Origin of the sequence: Allobosea sp., assembly GCF_030695125.1 — a bacterium.
Taxonomy (GTDB): domain Bacteria; phylum Pseudomonadota; class Alphaproteobacteria; order Rhizobiales; family Beijerinckiaceae; genus Allobosea.
The window spans coordinates 133,072-152,501 of record NZ_JAUYTP010000068.1 but is presented as its reverse complement, the minus strand read 5'-3'; the positions used below and the strand labels follow the sequence as shown (position 1 = coordinate 152,501).

20 protein-coding genes and 1 other RNA gene are annotated in these 19,430 nt (G+C 68.6%); 12 read left to right on the top strand and 9 right to left on the bottom strand.

Features of this window, described 5'->3' with window-relative positions; translation table 11 throughout:
* Positions 1-70: 70 nt before the first annotated feature.
* Both Q8S38_RS20405 and Q8S38_RS20400 read left to right on the top strand, forming a co-directional pair.
* On the top strand, positions 71-1,324 hold the full coding sequence (locus Q8S38_RS20405) for a BtaA family protein (protein ID WP_305682310.1): 1,254 nt from the start codon (positions 71-73) through the stop codon (positions 1,322-1,324).
* Positions 1,325-1,368: 44 nt separating this feature from the next.
* Positions 1,369-1,986 (top strand): class I SAM-dependent methyltransferase, encoded by a 618-nt coding sequence (locus Q8S38_RS20400; protein ID WP_305682309.1) that lies wholly within the window; start codon positions 1,369-1,371, stop codon positions 1,984-1,986.
* A gap of 6 nt (positions 1,987-1,992) precedes the next feature.
* Here the strand turns inward: Q8S38_RS20400 and Q8S38_RS20395 are convergent, their stop codons facing one another.
* Positions 1,993-2,274 (bottom strand): DUF427 domain-containing protein, encoded by a 282-nt coding sequence (locus Q8S38_RS20395; RefSeq protein WP_305682174.1) that lies wholly within the window; start codon positions 2,272-2,274, stop codon positions 1,993-1,995.
* Between the two features lie 119 nt (positions 2,275-2,393).
* Between Q8S38_RS20395 and Q8S38_RS20390 the strand changes: the two genes are divergently transcribed.
* The gene (locus Q8S38_RS20390) at positions 2,394-3,182 is read left to right on the top strand and encodes an ion channel (RefSeq protein ID WP_305682173.1); all 789 of its coding nucleotides are present in this window, start codon (positions 2,394-2,396) and stop codon (positions 3,180-3,182) included.
* A 30-nt stretch (positions 3,183-3,212) separates the two neighbouring features.
* On the opposite strand, the gene Q8S38_RS20385 is transcribed toward Q8S38_RS20390, so the two are convergent.
* Entirely contained in the window at positions 3,213-3,773 is a 561-nt protein-coding gene (locus tag Q8S38_RS20385) for a thioesterase family protein (RefSeq protein WP_305682172.1), read from the bottom strand.
* A 241-nt stretch (positions 3,774-4,014) separates the two neighbouring features.
* Here Q8S38_RS20385 and Q8S38_RS20380 point away from each other — a divergent pair, with 241 nt between their 5' ends.
* Entirely contained in the window at positions 4,015-5,454 is a 1,440-nt protein-coding gene (locus tag Q8S38_RS20380) for an FAD-linked oxidase C-terminal domain-containing protein (RefSeq protein WP_371125927.1), read from the top strand.
* Positions 5,455-5,574: 120 nt separating this feature from the next.
* Positions 5,575-9,174, top strand: a complete 3,600-nt coding sequence (locus tag Q8S38_RS20375) for an AsmA family protein (protein ID WP_305682171.1) — start codon at positions 5,575-5,577, stop codon at positions 9,172-9,174.
* A 70-nt stretch (positions 9,175-9,244) separates the two neighbouring features.
* Here Q8S38_RS20375 and Q8S38_RS20370 read toward each other — a convergent pair whose 3' ends face one another.
* The 7 genes from Q8S38_RS20370 to Q8S38_RS20340 form a co-directional block, all read right to left on the bottom strand.
* Positions 9,245-9,517, bottom strand: a complete 273-nt coding sequence (locus tag Q8S38_RS20370; RefSeq protein ID WP_305682170.1) for a ribbon-helix-helix domain-containing protein — start codon at positions 9,515-9,517, stop codon at positions 9,245-9,247.
* Positions 9,514-9,726, bottom strand: coding sequence for a DUF4169 family protein (locus Q8S38_RS20365; RefSeq protein WP_305682169.1), 213 nt, complete (start codon positions 9,724-9,726; stop codon positions 9,514-9,516). The genes Q8S38_RS20370 and Q8S38_RS20365 overlap by 4 nt, the downstream gene beginning before the upstream one ends.
* A gap of 16 nt (positions 9,727-9,742) precedes the next feature.
* Positions 9,743-11,152 carry a class II fumarate hydratase gene (gene fumC / locus Q8S38_RS20360; RefSeq protein ID WP_305682168.1) on the bottom strand — a complete coding sequence of 470 codons (1,410 nt, stop codon included), beginning with the start codon at positions 11,150-11,152 and terminating at the stop codon, positions 9,743-9,745.
* An 89-nt stretch (positions 11,153-11,241) separates the two neighbouring features.
* Entirely contained in the window at positions 11,242-11,895 is a 654-nt protein-coding gene (locus Q8S38_RS20355; RefSeq protein WP_305682167.1) for an SspB family protein, read from the bottom strand.
* Positions 11,896-11,954: 59 nt separating this feature from the next.
* Positions 11,955-12,366: a transfer-messenger RNA gene (ssrA, locus tag Q8S38_RS20350) on the bottom strand.
* A 38-nt stretch (positions 12,367-12,404) separates the two neighbouring features.
* The gene (locus tag Q8S38_RS20345) at positions 12,405-12,716 is read right to left on the bottom strand and encodes a hypothetical protein (RefSeq protein WP_305682166.1); all 312 of its coding nucleotides are present in this window, start codon (positions 12,714-12,716) and stop codon (positions 12,405-12,407) included.
* Between the two features lie 137 nt (positions 12,717-12,853).
* A complete protein-coding gene (locus tag Q8S38_RS20340; RefSeq protein WP_305682165.1) occupies positions 12,854-13,162 on the bottom strand; it encodes a PepSY domain-containing protein in 309 nt (102 codons plus the stop codon).
* A 225-nt stretch (positions 13,163-13,387) separates the two neighbouring features.
* On the opposite strand from Q8S38_RS20340, the gene Q8S38_RS20335 reads away from it, so the two are divergent.
* The 7 genes from Q8S38_RS20335 (at position 13,388) to Q8S38_RS20305 (ending at position 19,350) form a co-directional block, all read left to right on the top strand.
* Positions 13,388-14,197 carry a thymidylate synthase gene (locus tag Q8S38_RS20335; RefSeq protein WP_305682164.1) on the top strand — a complete coding sequence of 270 codons (810 nt, stop codon included), beginning with the start codon at positions 13,388-13,390 and terminating at the stop codon, positions 14,195-14,197.
* Positions 14,194-14,676 (top strand): GNAT family N-acetyltransferase, encoded by a 483-nt coding sequence (locus Q8S38_RS20330; RefSeq protein ID WP_305682163.1) that lies wholly within the window; start codon positions 14,194-14,196, stop codon positions 14,674-14,676. Before Q8S38_RS20335 ends, Q8S38_RS20330 begins: the two co-directional genes overlap by 4 nt.
* 4 nt (positions 14,677-14,680) lie before the next feature.
* Complete coding sequence (locus Q8S38_RS20325; RefSeq protein WP_305682162.1) at positions 14,681-15,196, top strand: dihydrofolate reductase; 516 nt, start codon at positions 14,681-14,683, stop codon at positions 15,194-15,196.
* 153 nt (positions 15,197-15,349) lie between these two features.
* Positions 15,350-16,519 carry an FtsH protease activity modulator HflK gene (gene hflK, locus Q8S38_RS20320; protein ID WP_305682161.1) on the top strand — a complete coding sequence of 390 codons (1,170 nt, stop codon included), beginning with the start codon at positions 15,350-15,352 and terminating at the stop codon, positions 16,517-16,519.
* Positions 16,516-17,442 carry a protease modulator HflC gene (gene hflC / locus Q8S38_RS20315; RefSeq protein WP_305682160.1) on the top strand — a complete coding sequence of 309 codons (927 nt, stop codon included), beginning with the start codon at positions 16,516-16,518 and terminating at the stop codon, positions 17,440-17,442. Before hflK ends, hflC begins: the two co-directional genes overlap by 4 nt.
* A gap of 21 nt (positions 17,443-17,463) precedes the next feature.
* Entirely contained in the window at positions 17,464-17,649 is a 186-nt protein-coding gene (locus tag Q8S38_RS20310) for a DUF2065 domain-containing protein (protein WP_305682159.1), read from the top strand.
* 219 nt (positions 17,650-17,868) lie between these two features.
* Positions 17,869-19,350 carry a Do family serine endopeptidase gene (locus Q8S38_RS20305; protein WP_371125935.1) on the top strand — a complete coding sequence of 494 codons (1,482 nt, stop codon included), beginning with the start codon at positions 17,869-17,871 and terminating at the stop codon, positions 19,348-19,350.
* Positions 19,351-19,430 lie beyond the last annotated feature (80 nt).

Below are 19,430 nucleotides of genomic sequence, written 5' to 3'. Positions count from 1 at the left end.
AAGCGTCATGCGACTCCACTAGTCGGCTCGCCATCGAAGGATGGCGAGCGAGGGCCAGGTGACGCAGCATGTGACGCAGACGGCCCGCACGGTCCGGCGTACGACCAGCATCGGGCTGACCACGGCGGTCCACCGCAACAAGCCGCTTTCGAAAGCGGGGTTGCTGGAGCGGATGTTCACACTGGCCTTTTCGGGGCTGGTCTATCCGCAGATCTGGGAGGACCCGGTCGTCGACATGGAGGCCTTGCGCCTCACCGCCGACGACCATGTCGTGGCGATCGCCTCGGGCTCCTGCAATGTGCTGTCCTATCTGACGGCCGATCCCGCGAAGATCAGCGCGATCGACCTCAACGGCGCCCATATCGCACTCGGCAAGCTGAAGCTCGCGGCGCTGGCGCAGATGACCCGCCATGACGAGTTCCTGCGCTTTTTCGGGCAGGCGCAGTCCGCCGACAATGTCGCCTGCTACCACCGCCTGATCGCGCCGCATCTCGACGCGACCTCCCGCAGCTACTGGGAAGGGCGGGGGCTGGACGGGCGCCGCCGCATCGGCATGTTCGCCCGCAATGTCTATCGCTTCGGTCTGCTCGGGCGCTTCATCGGCGCGGGCCATCTGCTCGGCCGGGCGCTCGGCTGCGATCCCCGCAAGATGCTGGAGGCGCGCGATCTCGCCGAGCAGCGCGTGCTGTTCGAGCGGCATGTCGCGCCGGTCTTCGACAAGCCCTTCGTGCGCTGGCTGATCCGCCAGCCGGCCTCGCTCTACGGGCTCGGCATCCCGCCGGCGCAGTACAAGGCGCTCGCCGCCGACGGCTCAGACGGTATCCGTGGTGCGCTCTATGACAGGATGGAGCGTCTTGCCTGCGGCTTCGACCTGAAGACCAACTACTTCGCCCGGCAGGCCTTCGGGCGCAGCTATGAGCCAGGCCCGGAGGCCGCGCTGCCGCCCTATTTGCAGCGTCAGAATTTCGAGCGGGTTAAGACGCGCTCCAGCCGCGTCGCCTATCACCAGAGCGCCATCACGGCCTTCCTCGAGGACCAGCCGGCCAAGAGCTGCGACGCCTATGTCCTGCTCGATGCGCAGGACTGGATGAACGATGCCGACCTGACCGCGCTGTGGTCGCAGATCACCCGCACGGCCAGGCCCGGCGCCCGCGTGATCTTCCGCACGGCGGCCGATGAGCGCCTGCTGCCCGGCCGGGTCCCGGCCGAGATCCTCGAGCAGTGGCGCTACGAGGAGGCGACGAGCCGGGCGCTGTGTGCGCGCGACCGCTCGGCGATCTATGGCGGCTTCCATCTCTATGTGCTGCCGGGGGCGGCGGCGTGAGCGCGGCCGCGCCCGACACCGGCGCAGCCGGCCTGATGGATGCGATGTACCGCCACCAGCGGCACATCTACGACGCCAGCCGCAAATTCTATCTGCTCGGGCGCGACCGGCTGATCGCACGACTGGCGCCGCCGCCGGGCGGGACGGTTCTCGAGATCGGCTGCGGCACCGGCCGCAACCTGATCAAGATCGCGCAGGCCTATCCCGGGCGTGTCTGCTTCGGCCTCGATGTCTCGTCGGCGATGCTGGAGACGGCGCGGCAATCGGTGGCGCGGACGGGCCTGACGGATCGCATCGTGCTGAAACAGGCCGATGCGACGGCGTTCGAGCCCCGGGCGCTGTTCGGCCAGGCCGGCTTCGACCGCATCGTGATCTCCTACGCGCTCTCGATGATCCCACCCTGGCAGGGCGTGGTCGAGGAGGCGCTGCGGCGTCTGTCGCCGGGCGGTGAGCTGCACATCGTCGATTTCGGCGACCAGGCGGGGCTGCCGACGCCGTTCCGGGCTTTGCTGAACCGCTGGCTCGCCCTGTTCCAGGTAACGCCTCGCGGCGAGCTGGCTGCCGTGCTCGACGAGGCGGCACGCGCAAGCGGGGCCGGCGTCACGGTCGAGCCCCTGCATCGCGGCTATGCCGTGCTGGCGACTTTGCGCAGCACGGCCTGACGCGCGTCAGGAGACCTGGACGCCCTTCCAGAAGGCGATGCGGCCCTTGATCTCGGCGGCGGCCGCCTTGGGCTCGGGGTAATACCAGGCCGCGTCGCGGTTCTCTTTCCCGTCGACGACGATGGAATGGTAGTTCGCCGTGCCCTTCCAGCCGCAGACGGTGGTGGTGGCGCTCGGCTTCAGGACATCGGGGCGGATCGAAAAATCGGGGAAATAGTGGTTGCCCTCGATCACGACCGTGTCGTCGGATTCGGCGATGATGGTGTCGTTCCAGACGGCTTTGACCATGGCGCGCTCCTGATCGTTGTTTTTGTCGAGGAGAGGTGGGAGCGCGGCCGCCGCTTTGCCAGTCTCCCGTGTCGTGCTGGACGGTTTGCCGCGGCCCGTGCTAGCGCCGAGGCATGGGAGTGACGATCGATACTGCGGCTCAGGCCGGTTTCCAGCGCTTGCGCGGCCGCCTGCGCCAGCTTTACCACGGTCGCTCGCCGGCGGCGATGCGCTTCCAGATGGCGACCGCGATCGTCGATGTCGTGATCATCGCCTTCTTCATCGCGACTCCGCTGATCCGCGACAGGCCGTCCTTCCTGTGGATCGACTATTCGATCGCCGCGATCCTGGCGCTAGAAATCGTGGCGCGGATGCTGGCGGCGTCGCATGTCCTCCGCCTGCTGCGGCAGCCGACGATGCTGCTCGACCTGTTCATCCTGGCGACGCTGCTGGCGCCGGATTCGCTGGAGAATTTCGGTTTCCTGCGCATTTTGAGGCTTTGGTCGCTGTCGAAGCGCGGCTCGCTCTGGATGCAGCTGCGCCGCACGCGATTCCGCGAATGGGAGGACGCCGCGCGCGCGGTGATCAACCTGACGACCTTTCTCTTCGTCGTCAGCGGCTTCATCTACAGCTTCTTCTTCACCGGCCGGCCGGGCATCGAGGGCTATGTCGATGCGCTGTATTTCACGGTCACGACGATGACGACGACCGGGTTCGGCGACATCGTCCTGCCCGGCATCGCCGGCAAGCTGACGGCGATCGTGGTCATGATCGTCGGCATCTCGCTGTTCGTGCGGCTTGCGCAGGCGGTGTTCCGGCCCAACAAGGTGACGTTTCCCTGCCCGCAATGCGGTTTGCAGCGCCATGAGCCTGACGCAGTGCACTGCAAGGCCTGCGGCATGATGCTGTGCATTCCCGATCCGGACTGAGAGAGCGGGCGGGCCGGAGAGGGCGCGCGATCAGTGCCGCGTTTCGGTCTCGCGCTCGCCGGTCATGCCCTCGACCGTGATCGCGGTCTTCTGCGGCATGCCGATGATCCGGCCGATCGTCGCCGGCAGCGGCATCATGCTGTGGGCCGCCTTCATCAGGGCGATGTTGGCGAGGATGTCGGCCGGGAAGGGGCAGACCTTGCGGGTGGTCAGATCGACATGGAGCGAGAGGTTCTCGCTGGTGGCGGCGAGCCAGCCCTCGGTGGCATGCCGCATCTCCAGATAATAATGCAGCCGCTTGTCGTCGAAGGCGATGAGCTGGGCGGTGACCCGGACCTGGTCGCTCTCGGTCAGCTCGCGCTTGTAGAGGATGTGGCACTCGGCCGTGAAGGTCGAGGCGTGGCGGGTGTCGACATAGTGCTGGTGGAGACCGACCAGCGAAAACACCTCGTCCACGGCGCGGTCGAACATCACATGGTAATAGGCCATGTTGAGATGGCCGTTATAGTCGATCCATTGCGGCTCGACCCGCATCGCCGAAGACACGAAGGGCGCGAAAAACAGCACGGGGCTGCGGGTGTCGTCTTTCATGGCCGCCTCCCTCTGTCGGAGCCTCGCTGGCTCACGCTTCCCGTCCTGCGCCGGCCTCCCCGCAGAGCGCCGCGTCGCGCCTGCCCGTTGCCTGCCGCGATGGTCTGTCATACTGCATGATGAGCCGCCGTCAGCCCGGTGAGAGACCGCCGAACCAGCCGGCGCCGTGGTGCCGCCCGGATCGTAACGGTCTGCAAAACCGAACTGTTTCAAGTCTAATCTCCAGAGCCGGATGTTGACAATGAGTTTGCCCGCCACTGCCGCGCATGAAGCCCCCGCACCGGCCGCCATGCTGCCGCCCTCGCCGGAATCCGTCGCCGCCGTGACCCGTGCCTTGGCGGCGGCCTTCGGCAATCGGCTGGTGACGAGCCTGGCGGTGCGCCAGCAGCACGGCCACACGCTGACCTGGATCCCTAATCAGGCGCCCGATGCGGTGGTGTTTCCGCACAGCACGCAGGAGGTCTCGCAGATTGTGCAGCTCTGCGCCCAGCATGGCGTGCCCGCCATCGCCTTCGGGACCGGCACCTCGCTGGAGGGGCATGTGAACGCGCCCTTCGGCGGCGTCTGCATCGACATGAGCCAGATGAAGGCCATCGTCGCGGTGCATGCCGAGGATCTCGACTGCGTCGTCGAGGCCGGTGTCACCCGCAAGGAGCTGAACGAGCATCTGCGCGACATGGGACTGATGTTCCCGATCGACCCCGGCGCCGACGCCTCGCTCGGCGGCATGGCCGCCACCCGGGCTTCGGGCACCAATGCGGTGCGCTACGGCACGATGAAGGACAATGTCCTGGCGCTGACGGCGGTGATGGCGGACGGCTCGATCGTCAAGACCTCGACGCGGGCCCGCAAGACCTCGGCCGGCTACGACCTGACCCGCCTGCTGGTCGGCTCCGAGGGCACGCTCGGCATCATCACCGAGGTGACGCTGAAGCTGCACGGCATCCCCGAGGCGATCGCCGCGGGCGTCTGCCCGTTCCCCTCGATCAAGGCGGCCTGCGACACCGCCATCATGACGATCCAGACCGGCATCCCGGTGGCGCGCATCGAGCTTCTCGACGAGGTGATGATCCGGGGCTTCAACCTGCATTCCAAGCTCGGCCTGCCGGAGACGCCGATGCTGTTCGTCGAGTTCCACGGCACCGAGGCCTGGGTGAAGGAGCAGTCGGAACGCTTCGGCGAGATCGCAACCGAGCATGGCGGCGGCCCCTTCGACTGGGCGACCAAGGCCGAGGACCGGACCCGGCTCTGGGAAGCCCGCCACAACGGCTATTGGGCCGGTCGCGCGCTCAGGCCTGGCGCCGAGACGCTGGCGACCGATGTCTGCGTGCCGATCTCGCAGCTCGCGGAGTGCGTCGAGGAGACCAAGCGCGACATCGAGGCGAGCGGGCTGATCGCGCCCATCGCCGGCCATGTCGGCGACGGCAACTTCCACACCCAGCCTCTGCTCGACCTGTCCGATGCGGACGAGGTTGCGCGCGTCCAGGGTTTCCTCGACCGGCTGGTCAAGCGCGCGCTGGCCATGGGCGGCACCTGCACCGGCGAGCACGGCGTCGGCCAGAAGAAGATCAAGTATCTCGAGGCCGAGCACGGCGCCCCCGCCATGGCGGTGATGCGGACGCTGAAGCGTGCGCTCGATCCGCAGAACATCCTCAACCCCGGCAAGATTTTCGTTCTCTGACGGTGCGCCGGACGGACGGTTCGGCAAATTGTACCGCATTGTCTGAAAATGTCGTGATCTCGCCGCGACTTGCCTGCATGATCCGGGTCGCCCCCCAGATGACGAGGATAGTGCCGGACGTTGCGTGAGACCCTGACAGTCCTGGCCGGCCTGCTGGTGCTGGCGCTGCTGGCCGCCCTGATCGGGCCCGGCTTCGTCGACTGGCGCGGCTACCGGCCCCAGTTCGAGGCGAGGCTCGGCAGCGCGCTCGGTGTCGAGACGCGCCTGGCCGGGGGAATCGGGCTGCGGCTGCTGCCGTCGCCGCGGCTGACGCTTCAGGATGTGCGCTTCGGCGGCACGACGCCCGATGCCAGCACGGCGTCCGTCGAGACGCTGACGGTCGAACTCGCGCTGTCGGCGCTGGCGCGGGGCGAGTTCCGCATCGCCGACGCCCGGGCGGACGGTGCGGTCGTGTCCGTCGTGCTCGACGAGGCCGGTGCGGTCAGCCTGCCGGCGCGCACGGGCTCCGGCCTGCCGACGCAGACAAGCCTCGACCGGCTCGCGATCAGCCGCTCCGTGCTGGTCTGGCGCGAGGCCGGGCGGGAGCCCGTGACGATCGGCCCCGTTGCCGCCGAGGTTTCCGCCGTCAGCCTGTCGGGCCCGTGGCGGTTCGAGGGCGAGGCGGCCGGAGCGTCGGTTCGCATCACCACCGGCGCGCTGGAGCCTGACGGCAGGCTGCGCGCCAAGACCTTCGTCACCGGGCAGGACATCCAGTTCAGCTTCGACGGCCATCTGCTGCTGCCGGCGGAGAACGGCCCAAGCGGTCTCGGGCTGGACGGCGCGTTCACGCTGTCGCCGGGCGGCGCGCTCGCCATGTCGGGCAAGGTCAGCGGCGGCAGCCGGCAACTCAGCGCGACGGGGCTCGTCCTCGACATCGCCGGCGGGGCGGCCCGGCTGGAAGGCGAGGGGCAGTTCCTGCCGGCGGCGGGAACGGGATCGCTGGCGCTGCGGGCGCGCCGGCTCGATCTCGACGGGCTGGCCGGTGCGCTGGCCGAGCGCGCCGGCTTCGAACGGGCCCTGCAGGCCCTGCCGGGGCATTTCGACATCTCGCTCGATCTCGACCAGATCCTCTGGCGCGGCGAGGATTTCTCCGCCTTCGGTCTGCGCGGGCGGCTGGATGGCAACGGCCTGACGCAGGCCACGGCGTCTGCGCGCATCGCCGGTGCGCTGCTCGGCGCCAGCGGTGCGGCCGACCCCCGAGGCCTGGCCGGCCGGCTCAACGTCAAGGCCGAGGATGCGCGGCGGGTCGGGCTCGTGCTGGCCCGGGCGGGTCTTGATCCGGCGCTGGCCGACCTCGTCGGGGGGCTCGGCCAGATCGATGCGGAGGCGATCGGCGCCTGGGATGGCGGGCGCATCGGCCTGCAGCGGCTGATGGTGATCGGCTCGTCGGGCGTCCGGCTCGATCTGTCGGGCGACATCACCCCGCAGCGGCTGGCGGCCAGAGCGGTGCTGCAGGGCATCGATCTCAACACATTGCCGCCGGGCGAGAGCTTCGCCGGCCTGCTCGGCGCGCGTGACCTCGCGCTCGACCTCAACCTGACACAGGCGCGCTTCCGCAATGCGCCGCCGGGCTCGGCGAGCCTCGACCTGCGCCGCGAGGGCCCGGTCTGGCGCCTCAGCCGGCTGGCGATCGAGGGCTTCGGCGGCGTCAGCGTCGCGGGCTCGGGGGCGCTGCTGGCCGAGGGCGGGGAGATTGCCGGCCGCATCCGCGCGCCGCGCTTCGAGACGATCGCCGCGCTCGCCGGGCCGCTTTTGCCCGAGGCGGCGCGGCAGGGTCTGATGCGCGCTGGGGACGGTCTGTCGCGGCTCGATGCGGGCTTTCGCCTGACGCGGGCGCCTGCCGGCGACACCGGCCTCGTCGTCGAGGGTTCGGCGCAGGCCGGGCGCCTCTCGCTGACCGGGCGGCTCGATGGCAATGGGCGCTGGACGGGCGCGCGGCTGCGTTTTGACGTCGCCGACCGCCGTCAGATCTTTGTTGCGCTGGGGCTGCCGGCGCCCCGCCAGGGCGGGCCCGGCGACCTCGTGCTGGAGCAGGGCGCCAACCGGCTGGTCGGGACGCTCGCCGGCCCCGGCCTCTCGATCGTGCTGGAGAACGAGGCGGCGGCGGCGCGGCTGACGATCCAGGCTGACGGAATCGGGCAGCTTCTGCCCGAAGGAGCCTCGCGGCTTCTGCCCGAGGGCCTGGTCGACGCCCATGCCCGCGTCGGTTTCGGCCCGGACGCCGTGACGCTCGACGACCTCGTCGTCAATCTGGGCCCCGCCGGGGCGCGCGGCGCCGTTGCTTTCGCCCGGGAGAAGGGCCTGAGCGGCCGGCTTGCTCTGGCGGATGTCGATCTGCGCCGGCTGCTGGGCGCGGCGCTTGGTGCCGGTCCGGCGGGAGGAGCGACCTGGTCGACGACGCGATTTGGTGCAGCCGCCGGACTGCCCGATTTTCAGCTCGCGATCGAGGCCGCCGCGCTGGCCGCAGGCGACGGCATCGTCCTGCGCGATGCGCGCTTCGGCCTGCGGTCGGATCAGGACGGCTTGCGGCTCGACGACCTGATTGCGGCCTATGGGGGCGGGCGCGTCGGCGGGCGTTTCGCAACGCGCCGCGAAGGCGGGCTTGCGCAGCTGTCGGGGCGGATCAGCCTCGATGGGGTCGATCTCGCCCCGCTGACAGGCGGCGCCCTCGGCGGCAAGGTGTCCGGCCAGTTCGAGGCCGGCGGCTCGGGCGAAAGCCCGGCCCGGCTGATCGCGGGGCTCGGCGGCGCCGGCAGCCTGACCTTCGCGGAGGCGCGCCTCACCCGCTTCGACCCGGCTGCCTATGCCCGCATCATCGCCGCCACCGGCGAGGACGCCTCCGAAAGCGATGCGTCGCGGCTGCAGCAGCGGCTCTCCGAGGCGCTCGACCGTGACAGCTGGGCGCTGGGCGGCGTCACCGTGCCCTTCACCCTGGCGGGTGGACTGATCCGGCTCCAGCCCCTGACCTTCGAGCGCGCTGGTTTGCGAACCGAGGCCAGCGGCATCGTCGATCTGCGCGCCCTGACGCTCGATCTGCGGCTCGGCCTCAAGCCGCTCGGCCCCCTGCCGAAGGGCTGGCCCCCGGAGGCGCCGCAGGTCGGTGTCGCCTGGCGCGGCCCGCTCTTCGCGCCGCGGCGGGAGACCGACGTCAACGCGCTCTCCAATGTCGTGGCGGCGCGGGCGCTGGCGCGCGAGATCGAGCGCGTCGAGGCGTTCGAGGCCGATGCGCGCGAGCGCGCTGCCCATTCGCGACGGCTGCGGGCCGAGCGGGAAACGCGCGAGAACGAGCGCAAGCTTGCCGAATTCATCAAGGCGGAGGAAGAACGCCGTCTCGCCGAGGAAAAACGGGCCGAGGAGGCGCGGCGGGCCGAGGAGGCCAGACGGCTCGCCGAGGAGCGCCGGGCGGAGGAGACGCGCCGCGCCGAGCAGGCGCGGATGGAGCAGGAGATGCGCCGCCGCATCGAGAGCGAGGAGCGGGCAGAGCGGGCGCGCGCCGCCGCCGAGCGGTCGGCAGCGGAACGCGCGGCGGCTCAGCCCCCGCAGCCCGGGCCGCTGATCCTGCCCGGCGCCCCCCGAGCGAACTTCCCCGATGCGATCCTGCAGCCGGCCCCGCCGCTCGCGCCGCCGATCGACATCGAGTCCGTGCCGCGGCCCTTGTCGCGGACCGGACAGCCCAACTGAAGGGCGGCTTCGTACTCTGATTCAAGATGTTACGAGGATGATTCAGGAGGCGGCGGCAAGTGCCTGATGGTCAATCGCTTTCAGGCGACCTGGCGGCCTCGGTGCCTGCGTGAGAAACGGCCGACTGCGCCGCCAGCCCCTGGTAATGCGCCAGCACATGCAGCCGCAGGGCGGAGGAGAGGTTGACGCCCTCGCGGCGGCCGTCCACGGCCGCGATCAGCGCCGCCACCGTCTGGCCCTCGATCGCGGCGATGTCCTTGAGCGCCTCCCAGAACGGCTCTTCCAGCGAGACGCTGGTGCGGTGCCCAGCGATCGTCAGGGAGCGCTTGCGGTCGGCGTTCACGGCGCAGGCTCGTCGTCTCTCGGTTTGCCATCTCGGCCGATCAGCCGGTGTCCGTCGAGCGTGCGCTCCGCCTTGTCGGCCTCAGCCTCGGTAATCTTGCGCTCGGCCTTGGTGCGGCCGAATGCGATCCGGTTCTGGTTCGCCTGCGCCTCCGCGTCCTGCCTTGCGCGCTGCTTGCGGGCGCGACGAAGATTGACGATCTCGGCCATGGCGGTCGGGCTCCGTTCAGGCCGGGCCGAGCATGCGCTCGGGCCTGACGGTCGCATCGAACAGCGCCGCTTCGACGCCGGCGCGCAGGGCCTCTTCGCGCAACGTGGTGCCGTTGTGATGGGCCGCCTTGGCGATGCCGGCCGCCTTGTCGTAGCCGATCGCCGGCGCCAGCGCCGTCACCAGCATCAGCGAGCGCGACAGCAGGGCTTCGAGTTGCGCCTCGTTGGCGAGGATGCCCTCGACGCAATGGACACGGAAGCTCTCGGCAGCGTCCGCCAGCAGCCGGACCGACTGCAGGAAGGCGGCTCCGATCACCGGCTTGAAGACATTGAGCTCGAAATGACCCTGGCTGGCGGCAAAGCCGATCGTCGTCTGGTTGCCGAGAACCTGCGCCGCCACCATCGTCAGCGCCTCGGCCTGGGTGGGATTGACCTTGCCGGGCATGATCGAGGAGCCGGGCTCGTTCTCCGGCAGGCTGATCTCGCCGAGCCCCGAGCGCGGGCCCGAGCCCATCAGCCGGATGTCGCTGGCGATCTTGAACAGGTCGGCGGCGAGCGCCGACAGCGCGCCATGGGCAGCGGCGAGCGCGCCATGGCTCGCCAGCGCCTCGAACTTGTTCTCGGCGCTGCGGAAGGGCAGGCCGGTCAGCGACTGCACCTCCCTTGCGAACAGCACGGCGAAATCGGGATGGGTGTTGAGCCCCGTGCCCACCGCGGTGCCGCCCTGCGCCAGCGCGAGAAGCCCGCCGAGCGAGGCCTCGATGCGACCGATGCCGAGATGAAGCTGCATCGCATAGCCGGAGAACTCCTGGCCGAGCGTGACCGGGGTGGCGTCCTGGAGATGGGTCCGGCCGATCTTGACGAGGCTCTTGAAGGCTTCGGCCTTGGCCGCAAGCGCCTGTTCGAGCCCACGCAGCGCCGGCAGCAGGCGCCGCGAGAGTTCGAGCACGGCGGCGATGTGCATGGCCGTCGGGAAGCAGTCGTTCGAGGACTGGCCGCGATTGACGTGGTCGTTGGGATGGACCGGGCTCTTGGCGCCCAGCCCCTCGCCGAGGATCTCGTTGGCGCGGTTGGCCAGCACCTCGTTGGCGTTCATGTTGGACTGGGTGCCGGAGCCGGTCTGCCAGATCACCAGCGGGAAATGCCCGTCGAACTTGCCCGCCAGCGCCTCGTCGGCGGCCTGGCCGATGGCTCCCGCTACGCGCTGGTCGATGAGGCCGAGCCTCGCATTGACATGGGCGGCCGCCTTCTTGACCAGGACCAGCGCATGGACGAGCGGCAGCGGCATGCGCTCGCGCTCGCCGCCGATGCGGAAATTCTCCAGCGAGCGCTGCGTCTGCGCGCCCCAGTAGCGATCCGCGGGCACGGCGATCGGACCAAAGGAATCGGTCTCGGTGCGGATGTCGGTGGTGCGCGTCTCGGGCATGGTCAGCCTGCTCTGCGGGGGCTGCCGTCGGCGACGATGCGCAGGGGTCGAGCCCGGTGAGGTTCTTGCCCGTCAGGCTCGGCGGCGGGTCAGGTTTTCTTGCGGAAGGCGTCGAGGCTGACGACCTGGGCGCCGGCATTGTCGTCGCCCGCCACAGCTGCCGCATCCGCAGGCGTATCGTCGGGGCGCGATTTTGCCGCCTTGGCGCCGGCCTTGCCGGCCGGCGCGAGATCGCGCTCGACCTTGCCCTTGATGGCGGGCACGCCTGCCGGTGTCGCCTTGACGGGGAGCGAAACGGGCGCGGGCAGCGCCTCGCTCGGCTCGGAGCCGGCGCCGCGCGGCTTGGGCGAGGCCACCTGGTCGTTGGCGGAGGCGCTATCGGCGGCGTCCTGCGTCTCGAACTTCAGGCCGAACTGGACGGACGGGTCGAAGAAGGTGGTGATGGCGTCGAAGGGGATCAGCAACCGTTCCGGCACGCCGGAAAAGGACAGGCCGACCTCGAAGGCATGCTCGCTGACGCTCAGATCCCAGAACTGATGCTGGAGAACGATCGTCATCTCTTCGGCATGCTTGTCGCGCAGGCGTTGCGAAACCCGCACGCCCGGCGCCGTGGTCCGGAAGGTGATGTAGAAATGATGTTCGCCCGGCAGGCCGTCCCGCCCAGCCTCGGTGAGAATCCTGCGCACGACCCCCTTCAGTGCCTCCTGCACCATCAGATCGTAGCGAAGAACATCCTTTGACATCGGGTCGTGGCTTCCGCTTGCAGTATCCGGCTGCGCCAGCCGGCCAGGCCATCAAAAAAAGTGGAGGCTTCTGTTGCCAGGCGCCTCCGGGCCCCGCCTTACGTCGCTAAACGGAAGGACTTAGGTTTGGGAACCAGCACCGCTTACGCGGCGACAGCGACCCGAGCATTGTTGTCATTGGCAACTATGCGTTAGCCCTATAACGGCGGAACCATACCGGGCAAAAGAACGGCCTTTACACTCTCGTCGATCCTATTTCGCCCCCGCCGCAACCCTGCCTGAACGGCCTGGCCAGCCCGCGGTCCAAAGATCCCGCAAGCCGCCCTCGAGGCTTTCGCCGCAGGGCTGTGGTGGAGGCGCCGGGTACCGCCCCCGGGTCCGAAAAGCTTATTCCGACGCTCGTTTATCGCCATAGCCGATCTTGCGAACGGCAAGATCAATATAGGGGGTGCCGGCCTGCGGGGAAAGAGCCGATGAACGGATCGCCGGCTTATTTCAATGCGGGCCTCTCAACGAAGAACCCGCCCGTCATAGGCGTGGATGTCCAGCGCGATCTCGTTCCCCTCGCGGTCGCGACCGGCGATCTCCCAGCGATCGCCCCAAAGGAGCGCCTCCTCGATATGGTCGATGCCCGAGCGCCAGGCGATCTGCCGCGCCGCCGCCTCGGCAATCGCTTGCCTGGGCTGGGCCGCCGCCGCGGGGATACGCACCGACGGAGACTGGACGACGGGCGGCGTCGCACTGGCGAGGGCCGGCATGGCAGCGCCCAGGGGTGCCATGAGCAGAACGGCGCTCATCGACGCCCTGATCGTGGCCAGCATGGAAATAGTCTGCATTGAAAGCCTCCCGCGCAACGCGAAACGGGGTCGCGCCGGAGGTCTATTTCGTATCGCTACAAGCAACGGTCACCGGGCCAGCCGGTCACTTCCGCTCCCGATCACGTGAGGCTGGCTCGCGTTCAAGGCCGGACGCCGGCCGCTGCCGGACGGTCGCGCTCCATCTTGATGACCATGCCGTCGGTCGCGCGCAGGTCGATCTCGATTTCGGCGCCGACAGCGTCGCGCCCCTCGATCTCCCATTTGCCGTCGTCGAGTTCGATCTGCTCGACCCGGACCATGCCGTTGTCATTGGCGATGCGGCGGGCGTCATCCATCGAAATCGCCGGACTGGCGGGCCTGTCGGACGCGGGCTGGGCCTGGGTCAGGGACGCGGGCAGGGCCATCAGGGTGGACAGAACGATCGCAGAGGCCGTGGTGCGCAAGGTCATGAGGATCTCCTCGTCTCTCGAAGGTGTGGGTCGGGTTTCACCAAACCAACCGCCCTGCGCCCGCCCGGTTCCGATTCCTGGCGATCGCGGCGGCCCCAAAGGGGCGAGAATGCCAGGATCCGCGGCGCGAAACCGGGGCGAGAAAACCGGTGGACCACGCACCTCCTGTCGCCCCATGGCGCGCGGTTGCCGCTATGGTGACGCCGTTTCGACCGGGATTCGACCATGCGCCAGTATCACGACCTGCTTCGCCGCGTTCTCGACGAAGGCGTCCGCAAGGACGACCGCACGGGCACCGGCACGCTCGCCGTCTTCGGTCACCAGATGCGCTTCGATCTCAGCGAGGGCTTCCCGCTCGTTACCACCAAGAAGCTGCATCTCAAGTCGATCATCCACGAGCTGATCTGGTTCCTGCGGGGCGACACCAATGTGCGCTACCTTCAGGAGAACGGCGTCACGATCTGGGACGAATGGGCCGACGCCAATGGCGAGCTCGGCCCGGTCTATGGCCGGCAGTGGCGCTCCTGGCCGACGCCCGACGGCACGACGATCGACCAGATCGCCTGGCTGGTCGACGAGATCAAACGCAATCCGGATTCGCGGCGGTTGATCGTCTCGGCCTGGAATCCGGCCGATATTCCGAAGATGGCGCTGGCGCCGTGCCACTGCCTGTTCCAGTTCTTCGTCCAGCCTTCGGCGGAAGGACCGGCCAAACTCTCCTGCCAGCTCTATCAGCGCTCGGCCGACGTGTTCCTGGGCGTGCCGTTCAACATCGCGAGCTATGCGCTGCTGACCCATATGGTGGCGCAGGTCACCGGGCTGGCCGTCGGCGATTTCGTCCATTCCTTCGGCGACACGCATCTCTACGTGAACCATCTCGACCAAGCGAAGCTGCAACTCGGCCGGGAGTTCAGGCCGCTGCCGAAACTGACGCTGAACCCGGCCGTGACCCGGCTTGAGGACTTCAACTTCGCCGATGTGACGATCGAGGGCTACGATCCCCATCCGGCGATCAAGGCGCCGATCGCGATATGACCCTCATCATCCGTCCCGCCCGGCCCGATGAGGCCGGCCTCGTGCTCGATTTCATCAGGGCGCTCGCCGATTACGAGAAACTCGCCGACCATGTCGTCGCGACGGAGGCCGAGATCGCGGAGGCGCTGTTTGGCGACAACCCGCGCGCCTTCTGCGACATCGCCGAATGGGAGGGCGAGCCTGCGGGGTTTTCGGTCTGGTTCTACACCTATTCGACCTTCAGCGGCCGCCACGGCATCTGGCTGGAGGACCTGTTCGTGCATCCGCAGCATCGCGGTCGCGGCCTCGGCAAGGCGCTGATCGCGGCATTGGCCAAGCGCTGCGTCGCCGAGGGCCTGCCGCGCCTGGCCTGGTGGGTGTTGAACTGGAACGAGCCCTCGCGCGTGTTCTACCGTTCGCTGGGCGCCAAGGCGCAGGACGAATGGACGGTCAAGCGGCTCGACGGCGAGGCGCTTTTGCGCCTGGCCGAGAAGGGGTGAGGCGATGACCGCGCTTCCCATCGTCATCGTGGCGGCCATCGCCGATAACGGCGTCATCGGCGACGACAACCGGCTGATCTGGAGGCTGAAGACCGATCTGCGCCATTTCCGGAGCCTGACGCTGGGGCGGCCGGTGCTGATGGGGCGCAAGACCTTCCTGTCGATCGGCAAGCCTCTGCCGGGGCGGGAAACCATCGTCCTGACGCGCGACCTCGCCTACCGTCCCGAGGGCGTCCATGTCGCCCATGCGCTGGACGAGGCGCTTTTGCGCGCGCAGCGCCTCGGCGCGGATATGGGCGCCGATTCCGTGGCGGTCGCGGGCGGTGCGGAGATCTACCGGCAGGCCTTGCCGCTGGCGGACCGGCTGGAGCTCACGCTGGTCCACGCGGCGCCCGAGGGGGATGCCGTCTTCCCCGATTGGGACCGGAACGCCTTCGACGCTGGCGCGCGCGAAAGCCATCCGCGCAGCCCCGACGACGAGCACCCGTTTACCTTCGCGACGTTTCGCCGCCGGGTCTGACCGTCTTTCCGTTGACGATGAATGGCTTGCGTCGTTGACGAATCCATGGCCCATGCCCAATTCAGCCCAGAACGCTCCGCCAGGGAGCGCGGACACGCGACCGTCAGGCGCCGCGAGGCACGGCTGGTCGCAGAGAAAGGGAACGGCGCAAGTATGCCTTGGAGCAACCAGAGCGGCGGTGGCAATAACGGGGGCGGACCCTGGGGCCAGCGCGGGGGAAGCGGCGGCGGCGGTGGTGGCGGCGGCCCCTGGGGCAGCGGCTCCGGCGGCGGCAACAGCGGCCCGCCCGATCTCGAAGACATTCTTCGTCGTGGCCAGGACAGGCTGAAAAACCTGCTGCCCGGCGGCAATCTCGGCGGGAGGGGGCTGATCTTCGGCCTGCTCGCCCTGATCGTGGTCTGGCTGCTCACGGGCTGGTACATCGTTCGCCCGAACGAGGTCGGCCTGAACCTGCGCTTCGGCCAGTTCATCGGCAAGACCGGCGAAGGCCTGAACTACAACTGGCCCTATCCGATCGGGACCGTGATCAAGCCCCAGGTCACCAACGTCATCACCACCGAGGTCGGTTTCCGGACCGTCGAATCCGTGCGCGCCTCGCGCCAGTCCGACGTGATCGAAGAAAGCCTGATGCTCACGGGCGACGAGAACATCGTCGACATCGACGTGATCGTGCAGTGGCAGATCGATCCGGCCGCGCCTGAGAACTACGTCTTCAACATCCAGGACCCGCCGGGCACGGTGAAGGCCGTCGCCGAGAGCGCGATGCGCGAGATCATCGGCCGGCGCAACATCCAGCCCGTGCTGACCACGGACCGCGCCGCGATCGAAACCGAAGTGCGCCAGCTGATGCAGGAGACGCTGAACGGCTACAATGCCGGCGTGCAGATCCGCCTCGTGCAGCTGCAGAAGGTCGATCCGCCGCAGCAGGTCATCGATGCGTTCCGTGACGTCCAGGCGGCGCGAGCCGACCAGGAGCGCCTGCGCAACGAGGCCGAGACCTATGCCAACCGCGTCGTGCCGGAATCGCGCGGTCGCGCGGCCCAGCTGATCCAGTCGGCGGAAGCCTTCAAGGAGCAGACCGTCGCCGAGGCGCTCGGTCAGGCGAGCCGCTTCAACGCGGTCTACGAGCAGTACAAGCTGGCGCCGGCTGTGACGCGCGAACGTCTCTTCCTCGAGACGATGGAACGCGTGCTGGGCGGCACCGACAAGATCATCCTCGACGGCACGGCCGGCGGGCAGGGCGTCGTGCCCTATCTGCCGCTCGACCAGTTGCAGCAGAGGCGCCCCGTTCCGGGCGCCCCGCAGACGGGAGCTGTCCGATGAACAGTGGCATCATCCGCATCGGCCTGCTCGTCGTCCTCGGACTGGCCGCGATCGTCTTCTATGCGATGACCTTCGTGGTCCAGCAGACGCAATCGGCTCTTGTGCTGCGCTTCGGCGCGGTCCGCAGCGTCGTCACCGCGCCCGGCCTCTACTTCAAGCTGCCGGCTCCGTTCGAGCAGGTCACCCTGCTCGACAACCGCATCCTCGATCTCGACCTGCCGGCGCAGGAAATCATCGCCTCGGACCAGAAGCGTCTCGTGGTCGATGCCTTCACGCGCTACCGCATCTCCGATCCGCTGCGCTTCTACCAGGCGGTCAACAACATCCCGCGGGCCAACTCCCAGCTCGCGTCGATCGTCAATGGTAACGTGCGCTCGGTGCTGGCCGAGGCGAGCTTCACCTCCATGGTCCGCAACGACCGGGCGCGGCTGATGAACCGCATCCGTGACGAGGTGAACCGCGAGGCTGCCCGTTTCGGCATGACGGTCGTGGACGTCCGGCTTCGGCGCGTCGATCTGCCGGCCGCCAACTCGGCCGCCGTGTTCCAGCGGATGCAGACGGAACGTCAGCGCGAGGCGGCCGAAGCGCGCGCGCTCGGTGCCCAGCAGGCCCAGGAGATCCGGGCTCGCGCGGACAGGGATTCGACCGTGATCGTGGCCGAGGCGCAGCGTCAGTCCGACGAGGTGCGTGGTCAGGGCGAAGGCGAGCGTAACCGTGTCTTCGCCAAGGCCTTCGGCCAGGACGAGGAGTTCTTCGCCTTCTACCGCTCGATGCAGGCCTATGAGGCGAGCATCAAGGCGGGCGATACGCGCATGGTCCTATCGCCGGATTCGCCGTTCTTCCGGTTCTTCAACGGTCCCAACGCGCCGCGTCGCGATCAGGCTCCCGCAGCGCCGGCCGTGCCGGCGCCGGCGCAGCCCTGATTTCCACCATAGGCGTCGCGCATGTTTGATTTCATCGCGGCGCTTGGCCTTGTTTTCGCGATCGAGGGCCTGCTGTTTGCAGCGGTGCCCAATCTCGCGAAAGATGCGCTGCGCAGCGCCGCCGAGACGCCGCCGGAGAGGATGAGGCTGATCGGCCTCGCCTCTGCGGTGGTCGGCGTGGTTCTGGTCTGGCTCGCCCGGGGTTGAGGGCAGCCGGGCGCACATGATCGTGTTCGATGGACATGATCATGTGTCGACCTTCCGCCGCAATTCGAGGTTCACTCTGGGTTAGTTTTTGCATCGCGCGGCACGCCCGAATCTGAATTCACGAGGACACTGATGGCAACGCTCACCTCTCTCGCCCCCGCTTCCGCCTCGGCTCCCTCCCGGTTCCCCCATGCGGTGCTGCGTCGCGCGCGCCGCGGCATGCTGGCGGCGGGCGTCGCCGGATTGGCGCTGCTGGCATCCCCGATCGTCGCCTCGGCCCAGACGGCGTCGGCGCCGATCCTTCAGGGCCAGGTCTCTCTGGCCGATCTCGCCGAGCGCGTGATGCCGGCCGTGGTCAACATCGCAGCCGTGACGACGAGCGATACGCGCGGTCGCACGCTGCCGCAGATTCCGCAGCTGGGCCCCGACACCCCCTTCGGCGATCTGTTCGAGGAATTTTTCAACCGCCGCGGCCAGGGCCAGCAGGGCCAGGGCCAGGGGCAGGCCCCGCAGCAGCGGCGTTCGCAATCGGCCGGTTCGGGCTTCGTGATCGACGGCTCGGGCCTCGTCGTCACCAACAACCACGTCATCGGCGACGCCAACGAGATCACGGTGATCTTCAACAGCGGCCTGCGGCTGAAGGCCGAGGTCGTCGGCAAGGACGCCAAGGTCGACCTCGCGGTCCTGCGCGTGAAGCACGACAAGCCGCTGCCGGCGGTGAAGTTCGGCGATTCCGACAAGATGCGCATCGGCGATCCCGTGATGGCGATCGGCAATCCGTTCGGGCTCGGCGGTTCGGTCTCGTCGGGCATCGTCTCGGCGCGCAACCGCGATATCCAGCAGGGCCCCTACGACACCTACATCCAGACCGACGCGGCCATCAACAAGGGCAATTCGGGTGGGCCGCTGTTCAACATGGCCGGCGAAGTCATCGGCATCAACACGGCGATCCTGTCGCCCACGGGCGGTTCGGTCGGCATCGGCTTTGCCGTGCCGTCCTCGCTGGCGACCACGATCGTCGACCAGCTGCGCGATTTCGGCGAGACCCGCCGCGGCTGGCTCGGCGTGCGCATCCAGAGCGTCGATGACGCCACGGCCGAGGCACTCGGCCTGGGCACGGCGCGCGGCGCGCTCGTCGCCGGTGTCGACGAGAAGGGCCCGGGCAAGCCGGCCGGTCTCGACGTCGGCGATGTGATCACCAAGTTCGACGGCAAGGAGGTCAAGGATTCCCGCGACCTGCCGCGCATCGTCGCCGCGACACCGGTCGGTAAGGACGTGCCGGTCACGATCATGCGCAAGGGCAAGGAAGAGGTGAAGACGGTCAAGCTCGGCCGTCTCGAGGATGGCGAGAAGGTCCAGCCGGCCTCGGCGCGCACTCCGGCCGAACCGGCCAAGCCTGCAGTCACCGCGGCGCTCGGTCTCGAATTCTCGCCGCAGACCGAGGAGCTGCGCAAGCGCTACTCGATCAAGGAGGGCGTCAAGGGTGTGGTCGTCACCAAGGTCGATCCGAACTCGAACGCCGCCGACAAGCGTGTTCAGGTCGGCGAACTGATCGTCGAGATCGGCCAGGAGGCGGTCAACTCGCCGGAGGACGTGACCAAGCGCATCGATGCGCTGAAGAAGGAGGGCAAGAAGTCGGCCCTGCTTCTGGTCTCCAACGCCCAGGGCGAGGTCCGCTTCGTCGCCGTGTCGATGAACTGATCTTCGGCTCCACCGTGCCTGTTCGAGGGCGGCCCCTGTGGCCGCCCTTTTGCGTTCGGGTGATCGCGCCCATCGCTGAT